The organism is Sulfitobacter sp. SH22, assembly GCF_965641905.1.
Classification (GTDB): domain Bacteria; phylum Pseudomonadota; class Alphaproteobacteria; order Rhodobacterales; family Rhodobacteraceae; genus Sulfitobacter.
This window is the reverse complement of sequence record NZ_CBFFKI010000001.1, coordinates 32,476-51,159: the sequence shown is the minus strand read 5'-3', so window position 1 is coordinate 51,159 and position 18,684 is coordinate 32,476. Positions and strand designations below refer to the sequence as shown.

Annotated in this window: 1 protein-coding gene (only partly in view); it reads left to right on the top strand. The window is 57.4% G+C overall.

The window, feature by feature from the left end:
- Window positions 1–18,684, top strand: the 3' portion of a protein-coding gene (locus ACSQ13_RS00160) for an LEPR-XLL domain-containing protein (RefSeq protein WP_295510023.1). Its footprint begins 16,863 nt before the window's first position; the window shows 18,684 of its 35,547 coding nt (coding positions 16,864–35,547); its start codon lies beyond the left edge, outside the window; the stop codon is at window positions 18,682–18,684.

Here is an 18,684-nt window from a genome sequence, read left to right as displayed (position 1 = left end):
TTCGACACCCTCGGCGACCCGGCAACGAACCCACTGTTCGCGTTGGACACCGCAACCCTGAATGGTGATGAATTTACTCTCGGCGGTGCCGGATCTTCCGTTAATATCCTTGCAATCGCGCCCGATGATATGGGCAACGGCACATACCGCTATTACACCACCGGCGCATTCACCGCAGGCACCGTGTTGGTAACTTTCAACGAGGGCAGCTGGACCGACCTTGCCGGAAATACCGGCGCGCAAAGCCTCGAAAGCTTTAAGGTCGTTGACCGCCTTGCAGATGGTGCGTCCCCGGCTGATGGCGATACGTCATCGCGTCTCTTCTACATCGAAATTGCCGGCGGCATCCGCTACAACGTTCCCGGCATCACCGACCCCTTGCTGGAAGAACGCGGGATGGCACGCCTGACCTTTGGCACCTATGCCGATCCGGTGCGTGGCGATGTCTTCCGCTTTACACTCAAGTTCTCGGGCACGGCTGAAATCTACAAGCTTGGCAATGTCGGTTCCATCGCGGGTTCCTTTACCATCGAAGACGGCGGCGACACCGGGCGTCCTCAGTTCTGGGGTGTTGCGGCGGTCCAGACGAACTTTGGCGCATTGGCCCCCCTTGGGCTGCATGTCAACGGCAGCGCGGTTCTGCGGATCAACCTTTCCAGCGAAGACCGTATCGAGACGATTGCCCTGGAAGGTATTCCCGGCGACAAACTCGGTCTTGAGATTACAGGAAACAACATCAATTCGATCGGCCTTGACCGCACCGCAACGATGTTCGCCGAAGTCGATGTCGACCAAGCGTTGCGGACGGCATTTGCTGTAACAGGGCGTGATGTAACCCTTGCCGAAAACGCGACCGTTGCGCTGACCAAGAAGCTGGCAAACGGTGTGTATCAGTGGCGCATTACCAGCGGTGCGGATACGTATTTTGCAGACCAGCGCGATGGAAAGGTCACCCTGACCTCCGAAGCGCGTGAATTTGATCTGCTCGCCGGTTCGTTTGCCTTCGAAATTCTAGGCTCCGTCATTTTGACCGTGCCGGGCGGTGATCCGGTCGCGAACCCGCTGGCTGAGCTGAACGGTGGTTTCTTCCTGTCGATCAACGCCGAGCGGATCGAGATTTTTGCAACTGCAAGCGCGACCATCTTTGGTGCAAGCCGTGATCTGGTTCTGATCGAAGGCCGCGCACAAGGGCTGTTTATCGTTGATCTGGTGGCTGATGCGGGCGGCCGTGCCGGCATCGCAGGCAGCCTGTCGCTGGAGCGTACAGGCGGCAGCCAAAGCACTGACGGCGAGCAGGATACAGGCGACTTTGGCGGTATCTCGGCTGATCTGTTCAAGCTGGACGTCACAGTGTCGCTTCTTTTCAACACCACCAAAGTCGATCAGGAATTCATTGTTCCAACCAGCTTCTTGCCACTTTTGCCTGCGGATGCCCCTGCCAAGATCGTGATCTCGGCGATCCCGCCGGGCCAGACCGAAGTCGCTGATTACTACTTTGTTGCGCTGTTGGAAGGGTCCGTCATTCTGGCGAATGCGGTCACGCTTACCGGGTCTTTGACGCTGACGACTGTTGGCACGGGAGATCAGAATATCACCCGCCTGACCGGCAACGTGAGCGGATCGATCAAATATGTCGGCGTTGTCAGCGGTCTGCTTGATCTGGAAATCCGCATTGACGGGGCCAACAGTGGTGTGGTCGGTCGCGCGATGCTGACCCTCGACAGCGGCCTTGCAATTCCGGGCGTCGACATCGAGGCGAATGCGACCCTCAGCCTCGAGATCAACACCTTTGGTACGGTTCAGGAGTTCGAGACGTTCCTGTACAAGAACCCGCTTGGTGGCGGTAATGATGAATATAGCAAAGTCGGCATCAGTGAACACTATCTGCGCTTTGTGGACGAGACCGGCGGCAGGCAAATCATAGATGTGTCGGGCAACCGTAAGGGCGTCATCAAGATTGAGAACCTGCTGACGCTTTATATCGAAGCAAAGCTTGTGATTGCGCCGATTGTTGAACTGTCCGGCGCGTTCAAATTCGAGATTTCAAATGGCGGCGAAACGGTTAGCGCCGAAATCAACGTCAAAGCATCGCTGATCGGGATTCTTTCGAACCTGACGCTGGATGGCAAGATTGTCATCTCGGACGGCGGGATGGTCATCTTTGGCCGCATCAACGTTCAGGCCGGTATCAACGGCGTGTTGACTTTTGATGCCATGGCGTCGTTCGAGCTGAACACCTTCTCTTCTGCACGTGATATCGTGGTGAACGGAACCACCCGTTCTGTCGGGTCGGGCGTCAAGCTGGTGATCCAGGGCAGTGTCGAATTTGTTGGCTTTTCAAGGGCCAATGGTACGACAACAATCGCAATCCTGAGCGACCGGACAGAGATGACATTCGACATCGTCTTTGGTCTGGGTGGTCTTAATGTCCGCGCAGCGGGTGCGGCTGGCCTGTATTACTCCGGCGTTAACATCACCGGTGTTGCCATCGCGCTGAACGTGTCGATTGATGCGAACATCGCCCGCGTCATTGATATCAGCGCCAGCGGCAAGCTGACCCTGAACACCACAAACCAGATCAGAAAGATCGGCAGCTTTACCCTTGCGGCCAACAGCTTCAGCCTCGCGCTGGCTGGCGATGTCCAGTTCCTGAAGACGATCAAGTTCAACGCCTCGTTTGATGTGAACGTTATCAACGACGCCTGGACGGTGAACTTTACCGCCAGCATCAACTTCTTTGGTATCGCCACAATGTCTGCGAACGGCGTTTTCCGCAGCGACGGTACGTTTGACGTTTCCTTGCGCGGTGGCGTTTTGCTGGGTAGCCGCAGCTTTGGTATGGAGGGCAGCTTCTCCTTCAGAGTTTACTACGATTATCAAACCCGTCCCACTGACGGCACCGCGCCGTCAAATCTCTCCATTGGCTTCTCGGGCAGTGCGTCCGTCAGCCTGTATGGTCTGGGGATCAACTGGGGCGGTGCCAGCATCGGGTTTGGCGCGAAAATCGAAAACGTAGAGGCCGGGGGCCGCGTTCCGATCAACGTCAAAGCTTATGCCAGCGTCAAAATCCTGTTCGTTCGTATCAAGCTGAACCTGAACTTTACCATCGGCTATCTGGAACTGCCCAAGCCGATCAAGCTGGCTGAAATGAGCGGTGCCGATCTGGTGCTGAATATGGGCGACGGAAATGGTGATCGCGGCGTCGGTGCAGGCGCTACCGATGAAACCTATATCATCGAACAAATCGCACCCGGCACGATCAAGGTTATCTATTCCGGTCGCGAACAGATCTTTACCGGTGTGGACCGGATCGTCGGCTACGGCGGTGACGGCGATGATGTCATCCTTGTGCGCGAAGGCGTGGATGCGGATCTGCTGTTTGATGGCGGCAATGGCATTGATGTTGTCGACTATCAAGGCAGCGGCAAGGTCACGATCAACAAGACAGACGGCACCTCCGACTTTGGCGATCAGATCACCATTGGGCGCTTTGCAGAAGCCGGTTCAGAGGTTTACGGTGCCAATGTCACCCGCGCCCTTGCCGAAGGTGAGACCGCGAGCCTGTTGGGCGACCGGATCGTTTCAAGCAGCAACAGCCAAATCTATATTTACGGTATGGGCGGCGATGACTTTATCCAGCAATTGGGTACAGGGAATGCGACCATTAACGGTGGCAACGGCGCTGACATCATCTTTGGCGGTGCGGGGAATGACATCATTGATGGCGGCAACGGCGCTGACGAGATCGACTCGGGTGCTGGTACTGACACTGTTACAGGTGGTGCCGATGCCGACCGGATATTCCGTACATTGGCCGCAGCCGGAATTCTGACCGTTAACGGTTCGGGTTCGCAGGATACGCTTTATGTAACCGGCTCGTCCGCGGCCGATACAGCGCGTCTGTCACGCGGTTCCGTTGTCATCCGCAACGTCGACAATACAACCGGTGCGACGATCAACGGCGGTGTCGGTACGGTTCAGATCCAACTGCTTGGCGGGTCTGACACGGTGATCATCGATGATATTTCGGGCCAGGGCGTCAACCGTGTGGTCATCGAAGACGATCTGGCCGTCGAAGGGCCCGGCTTTATCGGCGATACGGCTGCACGCGAAGGCACCACAGACAATAACGCGGATACCGTGATCATCAACGGGACTGGTGCCGATGATACGTTCACACTGATCCAAGATACTGTTGACGCCAGCGACATCAAGGTTGACGCGCTTTGGGGCAACACCGGCGTTGCCGTTGCCATTGTCCTGAATGATTTCCGCCGTGCTGCGGGTGACAAGCTGATCATCAATGCGGGTGCTTTGAACGATACCATCAACGCCGAAGCCTTGACCCAGAACACTGTCGCGCTTGAGTTTAATGGCGACGGCGGCAATGACCGCATTATCGGCTCGCCGTTTGATGACGTCATTGATGGCGGCACCGGCGATGACAACCTGACCGGTGGCGAAGGTTTTGACATCTTCAAGGATGGCGGCAATGGCACTGTCGGCGACACTCTTACGGAAACCTTTGCCACTTATGACTTTGGCCTGTTCGAAGACCGCTTTGTTGTTGGGACGTTGTCAGGCACATCGGGCGATGTCTGGTCTGTGGCCACAGTTGAAAATATCAACGGTATCTTTGAAAACGTGGTGCTGACCGGTGGCGACAGTGCTGCCAACCGCATGGTCGTTAACGATCTGAACCGTCAAATTCGCGTCGCTGGCACTGTTATCTCTGTCGCGGCCTTTGACGGGAACGTCACGCTTGATGCCAAGTCGAACGGAACGCCGGAAACCTACCATATCAACGCCCCCAAAGGGTCGAACTTTGATGTCACCATCAATGACACCGGCAGCGGTTTTGCGACTGTGCGCTTTGACGGTTCTGATGACGCCGACCTGATTGTCGTGAATGATGACACCCTTGCCGTGACCGGTGCTGCAACCGTGGCGATCACGCACATCGGTACGAACGAAGTTGTTCTGAATACGGCTGGCGGTGGCGATGAGATCACGGTTCAAAGCACCGATATCCCGCTTTATATCCGCTCTGGTTTGGGGGATGACACGATCCGCATCGGCAACGCCGGTTCCCTGACCGAGATTGACGCGCTTGTTGATGTCGATGCCTTTGATGTCTTTGGTGCGGGGACATCCCCGATTGACCGGGGCAGCGACACGCTGCTGATCGACGGGCGCAATGACGCGAACACATCGACAGGGACGATTGGCCTGCGCGATCTGGCGCTTCTTGAAGGGTGGATGGACGTTACCGGCTTTAACCTGTCAGGTGCCGGCATCAGCTACATCGCGGTGGAGAATATCGAGATTGATCTGGGCGAAGGGTCGAATACGGCCACGATCACCTCGACAGGTCTGGCTGACAGGACAACACTGCGCACCCGCGGTGGTGTCGATACCGTGAACCTTTATGCGATAAATGGCCCGACCTTTATCGAGACCGGCACGGGCGTTGACAGTGTTGTGGTCGGCAGACCGATTACGCCGACATCCGTCAATGAATTCACTGTAAATGACATCCTGTTCGGACAGCTGATCATCAACGGCGGGTCCGAAGCGACCGGCACTGTCGAAGGCAACGATACCCTGCGCGTCAGCGACAACGGTGACACGGCCGCAGATCAAGGCAACCGTCTGACCCCGACCGAAATCATCGGCCTCGGGATGACGGTTGGCATCAAATACCTTGGCTTCGAAAGCTTGGTGCTTGAGACCAGCAACGGCAACAACAAGCTGCATGTCGATGGCACCCACGCGGGCTTTACCAAGATTGATATGGGCGATGAACCCGTGTCACCGACTGACGATTCCAGCAATGACGTGCTGAATATCGAACGCTTGGGCGGCGCGACTGAAATCAAGCTGGGTCAGGGTAATGACATCGTGCGCGTCAACTATGACGAATACGGCCAGCAGACATTCAAGAACGGCCTGCAAAGCGGCAGCCTTGAGACCACTTATGTTCTTGAAATCGACGGCGAGCAGGGGTCCGATTTCTATCAGATCGGTCTGGCTGGCGAAGGCACTGCCCTGATCCGTCTGCTGGACAGCGGCTTGCCAGGACAAGGTGCCGATAGCGCCGAGATCAACGGCACCAACCGTGCCGACCTGTTCCTGTTCCGCGCCAATCTGGACCCGGCGGTTGCCACCGGTGTGGTTGCTGCGCTGCAACTTGACGCCGAGGGCGATCAGATCGAGGGCATTCTTGAACGCGTCGAATATAACGGTGCCCTTGAAGGCGACATTCAGGTCAATGGCCGCGATGGCGACGATATCTTTGTTCTTGATGACACATTGGCGACGTTCAACATCTTTGGCGATGCGGGTAATGATACCTTCCAGGTCGGCCAGCTGTTCGCCTCTGCGCGTGATGCGTCCAACCCCTATAACGGTCTGGACGGCATTGATTACTATGCGACAACGCAGGTCACGCTCGGCTTCCTGTCCAACGGCATCAGCAAGAACGCAACGCTCAGCGGCGGCACAGGTCAGGACAACTTTACCGTCTATTCCAACAAGGCCGAATTGTTCCTGTTCGGCAACGAAGACGATGACAGCTTCCTTGTCCGGTCCTTTGTCCGCGTCGACCCTGACGATCCCGCCGCGCCATATACCAATATCAATGGCGGGCAGGGTGCCGACTTTGTTTCCTATAACATCAATGCGCCTGTGCGGATCGATGGTGGCGACGGCTTTGACACGCTGACCATCGTGGGCAGCGAGTTCGGCGATGACTATGTGATTACCGAAAACGGTGTCTTTGGTGGCGGTCTGTTCGTCAGCTTTGTCGGGATCGAGCGGCTGGTCGTTGATGCGCTGCAAGGCAACGACACCTTCTTTATCGAAAGCACCAATGAAAACGTGCAGGTCGAAATCGTTGGCGGCATCGGCAGCGACAACATCAACATCGCCGGTTCCGATCTGAGTGCCGTGACCGAAGGCGGGGCGATCACTGTCGTCTCGAACAGCCTGAACGGTCATAACGGTCTGATCCAGACCATCGTGAGCAGCAACGACGCCCGCTATAACGCGATCTTTGCCAAGGATGTCGTGACCAACATCGCTGACAATGACGAAGCCGGTATCATCGTCTTTAACGATTACGATGCATTGCGCGTGTTCGAAGATGCGCTGGCGTCGCCGCTGTTGATCCACAACACCTATGGCATCGCCCTGTCCCGCGCACCCGAAGACATCGTGACCATCACCATCACCCCGACACGTGGCACCGAAAGCAGCCAGGCAGCGGGCGGTAAGGGTGTCATGGTCAACGGATCCGAGACCTTTACCAGCCTGACATTCGATGCGTCCAACTGGGACGAGGTCCAATATGTAACGGTCACGGGCGTAAACGATGCGTTGGCCGAAGGCCGCCAGATCATCAACCTGCGTCACACCGCCGTTGAAGGCACCCTGAGCACAGACGAGCAGCCCTATGACGGTGTGGTTGTCGCCGATGTACTGGTCGAGGTGATCGACAATGACAGCGCCGAGGTTCTTGTATTCTCCAAGCTGGAAACCGGGTCGAGCGTTGACACCATCGGTGCCGATGTTGCGGGCGAAAACGTTCTTCTGACGGCCAATGGTGACAGTGTATATGTCGCACTGTCGCGCGCGCCCACCGGCCCTGTCACGGTAACATTCAACGTCAACGAGGGTGCCACAGTTTCGTTTAGCGGCCCATCGGGGACGCAATCGGGCAACTCGGTCACCGTGGGCTTTGACAGCACCAACTGGAACACGCCACGTCTGCTGCGCCTTGCCGCAAACGACGATACCGCGCCCGAAGGTGTCCACTATGCCCGCGTCACACCGGTTATAACGGCCGGTCAGGATGCCTTCCTTGGGTTGGGTCAGGGCGATGTGGCACGTGGTCTGGCGGCGAATATCAACGCCGATATCTCGCAAACCCGGACCGCCGCTGCGCTTTACCGGTCGGCAGATATCCAGATTTTCCGTGGCACGACCGGATCCACCATCACCGAAGTATGGACCGTCACCATCAACGGCGAAGAATATCGTGCGACCTTCGGCTTTGGGGCCGACAGCCTTGCCGTTGCTCAGGGTCTGCGCGATGCAATCCGTAGCGATAGCCGCAAGCCGATCGGTCTGACCGCCGAAGTTATCGGCGGTGTCCTGCGGATTGAAGACACGAGCGGCTTCACCCTGAATGCAAAAGCGCAAACACCATTCTACAACAACGGGTTCGAGATCGAAGCGACCGCGAACAGCACCATGCGCGTGTTTATCGACGGTCAGGCATTCGAACTGGAAACCCTTGCCCCGGCGGGCGCGACACTGCCCGTATCCGGACAGCGCGCCCTTGAAGTTGCGGTTGTGTCGCTGACCTCGTCCATCTTGGACGGCACGCGCAATCTGGCTGGTGGTGTGGTTATCGGGTCGACATGGAATATCGTGCTGGATGACCTGACTGTGTCGGCAACCGCTGTCACCGGCGACACATTGCAAAGCATCGTCCGCCGCCTGATCGGCAAGCTTGCCGGCAGCGATTACGCGGCATCCGAACTGTATCGCTCGGCCACGCTCGTTCCATCTGCTGTTGGCGGGATCGCTGCGGATGCGACCTGGAACATCCTGTTGGATGGCCAGCTTGTTACATACACATCTGTTGCGTCTGATGTGCCAAACGGCATCTATGGGATCGGCGAAAAGATTGCAGAGCAGATCACCGCATTGAACCAGGGCTATGTTGTTTCGGTGCGTACCGGTGGGGCCATCAATGTGTCGCGCCCTGCTGGCAACCCGTTCTCCATTGTGATGCTGGCGTCCGGTGGGGTTACTGATCTGGTTGCCGCAGGTGCGAACAGCATCGCGCCGCCACTGGTTATTGAAAATGCCATCGTGATCTTCAAACGCCCCGATGCCGCTGGCGTGCCGCCGTTCGGCTTGCAGGTCGAGCGTCTGCCAAACCCTGCTTCGCCAACCAGCCAGAACGGCGCTGTGACCAACCCGCTGCGCGTCCTGAGCAGCAGCTATTGGGATTTCGCCTCCATTTCGATTGCGCCTATCGCTGGCGTTATTGCCGAAGGCACCACATGGGCTCTGCGCCTGAGTGCGGCTGACATCGCCCAAGGTGCCGATGCCGCCCTTCTTGAGAATTATGATTACGTCGCAGGCCAGAACAAAGAACAGACCGCACCATCGGCCTTTGATCTGAAGCTTTTGGACGATGACGCCCCAACGGTCGAAATCATCGAGAGCGGCAATTCCACCGATCTGGCCGAACGCGGTGAAGACGACAACCGCGTCACCGATAGCTTTGATATCGTGCTGACCGGCGCGCTGATCGGCGACAAGTGGGTTACCGTTGATGTGACCCCGCTCAAGACTCGTACCTACAATGGTGATCTGGCGTTTGATGCGGCTGCCAACTTTGGCGAAGCCAACCGCGTTCAGGTTCGCGTTGCAGCCCCGATTGCCGAATTGTCCTTTACCGGGTCGGTTGTCGAGGGCGAGGTATGGTCTGTCGCGCTGTATGACGACGTTACCTACCAGACAAACACGCTGAGGGCGGATTACATTGTTCAGGGGGATGACCAACTTTCCGACATCCGCGATGGACTGATCACCCAGATCAACGCCCTGACTGGCTACGAGGCCGTCCTGGCCGGTGACGCGATCAAGATCACGCGGGCCGCTGATGCGACACCACGTTTCTTTATCGAAGCAACAATCACGCCCGATACCCGCGGCACGATCCTGACGCGCACGGTACCTGACTTTAACTTCGACAATGTGCTCGAGATCGAATTCGCAGGCATCCCCGCCGTTGGCGAGACATGGGATGTTACCTTTGTCGGCAAGCTTTACAGCCAGACCGTTGTAGAAGGTGACAGCCTTGCAACGCTCGCGGCGAAACTGGCGGCTGATATTCAGGCCGATGACGATGCGCGCATCACGAACGGCGGGGCACGTCTGTATGATGTCAGCGTCAACGGGACAGTGGTCGCTGTTCAGGTGTTGGCCAACAAGCGTACAATTCTGGCCGCCTCTGCTGAAATTACGCCAGTTGGCAGCGCGATTGTGGACAGCGATGGTGCCATGAGATTGCGCCAGTATGTCCGCTTTGATGCAGGCAACTGGAACACGGCCCAGACAATCACGGTTCTGGCGATTGATGATGAAATCATTGACGGTGGCGATGCCAAGGTATTTGCGGCCTTTGACGAGCGTGTGAATTCCATCCGTGGTCCGATCAGCGTTATTGGTGGCCTGTCGCCGACAGCCATCGAATTGAACAACCCGATCCTGCTGCCCGGTGAAAGCAACGAAAAGCTGCCAAGCGGCACGGCCGACAGCATCGAGACCATCGATGGCGTGACCACAATCACCGATCTGGCGCTGACCCATGTGAACAAGCTTTATGGCGAACGTCCCGGCTTTGACCCGCGCATCAACGGCACGGCGACCATCTATGATGTGGCAACGCTGGGGACGACCGGCACCAGCGAACGGGTCGATATTATCAGCGCGTCCCAAGACATCCTGTCCTTTGCCAGTGGTACCAAGATTGGTGAAGGCACAGCGTTCAGCGTCAATTTGACCGTTGGCACCGGTGACGCAACTTTGATTGGTGCCGCCGAAGTCTTTGGGACACCGGATCAAAGCGCGGCGGTTCTGGGGATGCTTGACTGGCTTGAAGCAACCATCGACCTGACCGCTGGTGCAACGACCGGCGTCTACCAGATCACACTCTCGCCGGTACCGGGTTCGACGGCTGGTCAGGAAGTGTTCAGCTATACCTCGACCGAGGGTCAAAACTATTCCGGCACGATCGCGCTGGAATTGGCCAAAGCAATCAACGCGGCCAGCACTCAGTTCAAGGCGCGCGCAGTCGTGAACCTTGTCGGAGAGACACGCCTGCGCATCGTTGAAACCGGGGACGCGACCGGCGGCTTTGATATTGATGTTGCGACACCGACAGACGCGACTGTGATCATCGGCGGGACGCCGGTTGCCGGACAATATGCGCAAGCCGGCGTAAAATGGACAATGGCAGCGATCCGTGTGCTTGACCCGACCGCCAATGCGGTTTGGACATTGAGCATAGATGGTGCCGCACGCAGCGCGACGTCGGACGGCGATGCAGCGTCAATCACCCAGACATTGGCCAACAAGCTGCCCGGCATTCTGCGCCCCGTCGTTTCGGGCAGCTTTGCAACGATTGCGGCAGCCCTGCCTGTCGATTTCGCGACTGGCACCGACCAGCTGTATTCCTATGCACCCGTCAACGCGAACCTGCGGGTGGACGAGGTCGAACAGATCGATACGCTGACCATCTTTAACGGCCAAAGCCCTGCGGCTGACGTCGGTGTGCTGACCTCGACCCGTCTGAGCGGTCTTGGAATGGGCGACGACGTTGTCATCGCCGGTCAGCGCATCCCCGGTGGCATCACCTATAGCGGTATCGAGGTGCTGGACATCCGTCTGGGCCGCAACGGTGACACGCTAACCGTTGAATCAACACACGAAGGCAAGACCCGTATTGATACGGGCACCGGCTTTGATGCGGTGACCAGCAGTGACACGGTCAACGTCAAGTCGATCTCGGGCCACACCTTCATTACCACGGGCAATGGCGACGACATCGTGAATGTTGGTTCTGATCGCGGTATCCTTGACCAGATCACCGGCATGCTGGTGATCGATATGGGCGATGATGCGGGCGACCAGTTGAACCTGAACGACAGCCTTGATGTGAATGCCAACGTCATGACCCTGACCGGCGACCGTCTGACCGGGCTGGACATGCCATCGGTTGCTGAAATCCAGCAGGTCAACATTCGCGCCATTGGCGGCAGCTTTACCTTGGGCTTTACCGGAACATCGGCACTCGCAACGCTGACTGCGTTTGATTTTGATGCTACATCGGTGTCGGATATTGCAGCAGCAGCGCTAAGTGCGCGTGATCAGATCGCCGCGCTGACCGGCTATGACGTCACCGTCGACATCATCGAGACCAAGGATGGCATCGCCTATCTGGTCGAGTTTGGCGGCCTGGCAGGCGGTCTGGACGTCGACATGCTGGTTGTCGCAGGCACTGATTTGCAGGCGGCACCTGACACAACGACCGATGTCAGCATCACCGAGCTGCGCACCGGCACCACAGCGCCAAACCGCAACAATGTCGAAGTGCTGCGCCTGTCCGCCGATAGCGGCACCTTCACGCTTAGTTTCCTTGTCCCTGATGTGAACGGCATTGTCCGTCTGCAAACAACCGAAGCCATCGCTTGGGATGCTTCCGTGGTGCATATCCTTGCGGCACTTGATCCGATCCTGAACCCGAACAACGGTTATGACTTCCTGCCCTACACGCATAATGTCGGCGTCGACCGGTTGGGCGATGCAATCTATCTCACGTTCCAGGGTGCGCTTGCCGATACGCGGATCGCCAGCATCGACACACGTGGCTTGGGTGGCGACTATACCCAGACCGATATCAGCATAGCCGAACCTGTCGCCGGTCAAACCTGGACCGTCACCGTTTCGGATCTGGTCACGCCGACACAGATCATCGGCCTGAGCGCAGCGCAGTCGGTGTTCAGCTATACTGCGGTTGTTGGCGATACCGCACAGACAGTGGCCCGCGTGTTGGCCGACAAGATCGCCGCAGCACAGGGCCCACATCTGGTTACCGATGCGATTGACGGCATTCTGACGGTCACCAGCCGGTCGGCGCACCCGATCACGGCCGTCGTCACAGGCGCGCTTGCCGCCGCTGGTCAGCAGACCGATCGCATCGCCACCACGCTGCAAACCGACGGCATTGGCTATCACGCGGTTGAGTTCCTTGACCTATCGTTGGGCAGCAATGACGACGTTCTGAACATCCAAGGCACCACTGCGCGGACCACGCTGCATCTGGGCGAGGGCGATGAGCGCATCTATGTGTCCTCCGAAGCGGCCGAAAACCTGACAACAGACACGCGGTTCCTGACAGGTCACCTGAACGCCATCACCGGATTGCTGAACATCGACGCGGGCACAGGCCGCCACCAGCTGATGATCTCGGACGAGGCCGCAATTCTGGGCGATGGCACAGCCGCTCAGCCTGTGTTGATCACCGACAACCGTGCGAACGCGCAGGCTGCCGCAATCGCACGCGGCATCGACGAGACCTTTAGTGATGTGACAGATATCTATGTGGTGGGCATCGCGCCTGCGGTCATCGGCTATACCGCAGATGCACAGGGCAACTTCCTGGGTGGTGTGACCTATTGGACCGGCTTTGGCGATGATACGATCTTTATCGACGCGGCCCATATCCGCGATATCGCAGGCGCGCAGACAGTTACCTCGCTGAACACCGGTTTGGGGAATGACACGGTCACCATCACGATGGACGCTGGCGATGACTTCTTTGCGCTGAACACCCAGGGTGCCTACAATCAATACGCCGATGTGCGCGATGCCGATACGGTCACAGCGCCCGATACCACGCGTCCGCTGGTCGTCTTTGGTGGTCAGGATGACGACAATATCGATACCGGTTCGGTTGACGATATCGTCTTTGGTGATCGTGGTGTGCTTGAGTATCTGGACGAAAACGGTGCTGTCAGCCTGCGTCTTGGTACCGGCGGCCTGACAGATGTGACCGATGGCGTGGCGCGCGCGCCGACGTCGTTCAAGTCGACCTTCCTCGATGTGGGCGGTGTGGACACCATCAACACCTTCACCGGCACAGACATCATCATCGGTGGTCAGGCGGGTGATGTGATTAACGCCGGTCAGGGTGACAACATCGTCATCGGTGACAATGGCGAAGTCCTGCTGGCGACCGAGGCTCCGAATTTTGGCACATTCCGTTATGCGCTGGTCAGTGCCTTTACCGTTGATGCGACCACCGGTGGCGACGATATCATCCGCACCGGCTATGGTGCCGATCTGATCTTGGGCGGCTTTGGCAATGACACGATCATCGCAAATGTCGGAGAGACAGCAACGCAAACCGATGCGGTCAACCTGATCTTGGGCGACTTTGGCGCGGCCTTCTGGAATGACGACGGCATCTTGGCGACCCTTGATCGTGTGGTGTCGACCGATACCTTTGTTGGCGGCAACGATACGATCCGTACGGGCCGCTCCAGCGATATCATCATCGGTGGTGATGCAAATGACGACATTGATGCTAGCCAGGGTGCGAACCTTGTTATTGGTGACAGCGGCGAGATCCTGTCGGGTGCCGTGGCGACGAACATCCCTGCCTTCGGGCTGGCGCTGCAGACCATCCGCACCATCGAAGATACACGCGGTGGCGTAGATATTATCCGGACCGGCGACGACACAGACATCATTCTGGGCGGTCAGGCCGGTGACGACATTGACGCGGCACAGGGCAACAACATCGTTCTGGGCGACAACGGCTATGTGATCTTCGAGACAGCGGCCCCGAACTTTGGCAACCTCGCCATCGCCTTGGTCGAGATTTCGACCACATCGCCCGCCACCGGCGGCAATGATATCATCCTCACAGGGTATGGTGCCGATCTGATCCTTGGTGGAGGTGCTAATGACACCATCACCGCCAATGTCGGAGAGACGGCAACACAATCCGATGCGATCAACATGATCTTTGGCGACTTTGGTGCGGCCTTCTGGAACATCGACGGCAATCTGGCGACGCTTGATCTGGTGACCTCCATTGATACCGGGTTTGGTGGTCGGGACGTGATCAACACCGGTCGCGGTGATGACATCGTCCTGGGCGGCTACGAGCAAGACGAGATCTATGCATCTGAGGGGTCCAACATCGTGCTGGGTGACAGCGGCTTGCTGGAATCGGGCGCGATCGAAACCAACGTCCCAAGCTTTGGTCTGGCCCTGCGCACGTTGAAATCAATCGCGGACGAGCTGGGCGATGATGACAAGATCGCCACCGGTGCCAGCACCGACTTGATCTTTGGCGGCAACGGCAATGACCTGATTGATGCGGGTCAGGGCGATAACATCGTTCTGGGTGACAACGGCATCGCGCTGTTCGACAGCACTGTGACCAACTTTGGCAACCTGCCCATCGCAATCTTAAGCGTGACCACACAAAGCCCCGCCATTGGTGGCAACGACATGATCACCACGGGTCTGGGCAATGACATCGTATTTGGCGGTGCAAAAGACGACACGATCGTGACCGACTTTGCCGGTGATTTTGAAGGCACCGACGGTCAGGATATTGTGCTGGGTGACCATGGGTTTATTAACTTTGTGAACCCTGAAACCGGTGCCTATACCTTCCTGCGCGATGTGGTGTCGATTGATCCGGCCTTTGGCGGCAATGATCTGATCAGCACCGGCCTGTCCACAGACATCATCTTTGGCGGGAACGGCGACGATACCATCAATGCCGGCACGGTTGATAATGTGACCGACATCGTCTTTGGCGATAACGCCAAGATCACGGTGAATGAAACAGGCGTCTTCACCGGTGCCACTGCCGCTGATCCAAGCGGTCAGGAATTTGGCGTCATCAGCTTTAACTTTGGCAATGACCATTACCGCAATGACACGACTGTTGACGGTGTTGCGGGCTCGGGTGTGTCCGCCTCTGACAAGCCGGCACCGCGCGCAGATGGCTGGAACGAGCTGAACGAGGATGCCGGAACCTTTGGGGATGACGCGGCAGAATTCGTCCGCGACGAAAGCGGCGGGATCATGTCCGGTGTCACCATCGACTGGAACGTACGTGATTACAAAGGCAACATCCGTGAAGCGAATGACGATACCCATAGCGATATCCGTTACCCTGCCACCGCCGATGACCGCCTGTTCGAAGGGTACCTCTATTCCGGTCACACCGACACGCTGGTCCTGACGCTGAGCGGCCTTGATCGCCACTACGAGACATTCGACATCTATGTCTATCTTGATGGCGATGACGGCAAGACAAGCAGCCGCTATGGCACCGTGCGGCAGGTCACCCTCGGGGCCGAGACCTATTTCGTCAGCGATCCGGATAACGTCAACTTTGACGGCACCCTGATCCGTGTAACCTCGCAGGATCTGAATGCGCCGGGCCTGGGTAACTATCTCGCCGCGACCGGCCTGTCCGGTGGCGAGATCACAATCGAAATCTCGATCCCGTCGAACCAGCGCTATGGCTATCCGGTTATCTCTGGCCTGCAAATTGTCGGTCAGTCCTATAAGATCGACACATTCGAAACGGTTGCCGACAGCATCGGCGGCAACGACGTGATCCTGACCGGCGGCGGCGAAGACATCATTCTTGGTGGTGCTGGTGGTGATATGATCAACAGCGCTGGCGATGCCGACATGGGCCGCTTTGATGCCGACACGGTCATCGGTGACGGCGGTAACCTTACCTTCCTGCGCACCGGGCCCGTTGGCCCGGCAGAATTTGGCGAATTGCGTGAAATCGTCAGCCGCAACGGCGATGCCAGCCAGAATTACAATGACACGATCCTGACCGGCAACGGCACAGATCGCGTGATTGGCGGGCAGGGTGATGACACCATCAACACCGGCGATATCTTTGCGCATAACGGTGTGGATGATGCGACATCAGGGACAGACGTGATTGCATGGGGCATCAACTTTGGTGCGCAGGTCAACGAAGGCTGGGTTGACGGGGATGCAGGTTACGTGGCCGGTGGCAACTGGTTGAACTTTGTCGATCAGGGGGACTTCACGAAAACCTATACCGAGACCCACGGTTGGGGCCGCCATGCGCATGCTCATTCCTATCACAAGCCAACCGCTTCGATGCTGACCGACGAGGGTGTTCGCATCACCGTTGGCCAAGACCTTGAATCGAAACATGGCCGCGACGCCTATGTCGAGGATCACGACCAGATCAATGCAGACACGCAGAACGGGCACCTGTTCAACGGATACATCTACGCAAAATCCAAATCCGAACTGGGTGTGGATGTCTCAGGGCTCAGCAATATCTACGGCACGGGCAGCTACGACGTATATCTGTACATCGACGCAGAAGACCGCGATGCAGCGCGCAATGGCGGCTACCGTCTGGTGTCCACCAATGGCGACGAAATCAGCCTGAACGATCCACGCGGTGCCAATTTTGACGGAGAGTTCATCGAATATGATCCGGCGAACCCGAGCCTGCCTGCCAATGTTGTGATCTTCCGCAATGTAAGCGGTGATGCCTTCGAACTGCGGATCAACTCCGGCGGTTATCTCAAGAACGGCAAGTGGTACCTGTTCGATCACGACACGCCAAGCATTGCCGGCTTCCAGATTGTGGGCGGCGCTGACAGGGATAACGTGGTTCAGCAGGGTGATCTGGAGACCGATCTGGTTCTGGGCGATCAGGGCTTCATGCGGGTCTTTGACAACACCGTCTTTGAATTTGCATCCGTAACCGGCGCGCCGGGCACTGCGAATGATACAATTCTGGGCGGCGACGATGGCGATGTATTGATCGGTGGCGATGGCAATGACACGATCCGCGGCGAAGACGGCGACGACCGTATCGTTGGTGACAACGCCCATGTCATCATCATCCGTGGCAAGATTGTCGGCCTCGACCGTTTCTATGACAACGGCAAGAAAGAATATTATCACGACGTGCTGGACAAGCTGGACCCCTATACCATCATCGGCTTGCAGTTGATCGACGTCACCACAGGTGGCAACGACGTGATTGAAGGCGGCCGTGACAATGACTGGGCATGGGGCGGCTCCGGCGATGATACTTATGTCTTCGCGGGCACCGATCTGGGTATCGACCGCCTTGTCGAAAGCGATGTGATCGAGGGCGCACACAAGTCGAACCACCATCACACTGACACAACGCCCGAAGGTCTTTGGAACGACACCGGTGACGCGCTTGACTTTAGCGGCTTCAACGGCCCGATCGACTTGGATCTTGGCACCGACAAGCGTCAGGTCATCCGCGAAGGCGACAAATACGGCAGAAGCTACAAAGGCGGCGCTGTAACCCTGTCCATCAAACTGTCTTCCGCAGGTGGTTTCGAGGATGTGTCCGGTTCTGCCTTTGACGACGAAATCAAAGGCAATGATCGCAACAACGCAATCGCCGGCAATGACGGGAACGACGACATCGACGGCGTTTCGGGGTCAAACTTCCTCGACGGTGGTGCAGGCGATGACCATATCGACGGTGGATCGGGCAAGTTCGAAGACAGACGCGAACTGCGCTATGGGTCGCTTGCCAGTCAAGTCATCATGGGCGGGTCGGGCGATGATTATATTCGCGGCACCCGTGGCAATGATATGATCGATGGCGAAGACGGGGATGACGTTATCTCCAGCTATGGCGGTGCGGACATTGTGTTTGGCGGTGCCGGAAATGACCGGCTGTCCGTGTCCGGCTATAACAACATCATTGTTGGTGGCGCGGGCGATGACGACATCTCGGGTCATCGCAAGTCTTACGACTATTTCGCCTTTGGTGATCGCCAGGGCCGCTACAGCCCTGATGGTCTGGGTTATGGCCATCTTGGCAATTATTCCCAGTGGTCCAGCCGGTCGAACACATATGTGCATGGCGATCTGGACGAAGAGTTGCGGACACTGGTGACAGAGCAGTTCCTGACCAGTTTCGCCCATGATTTCGCCCGCGCCGATTTGACCTTTGATGTTGCGGGAACCAGCTCTTTGCGGTTTGCGCTGGCCCCCTTCATCCTGTCGATTTCAGCACCTTGA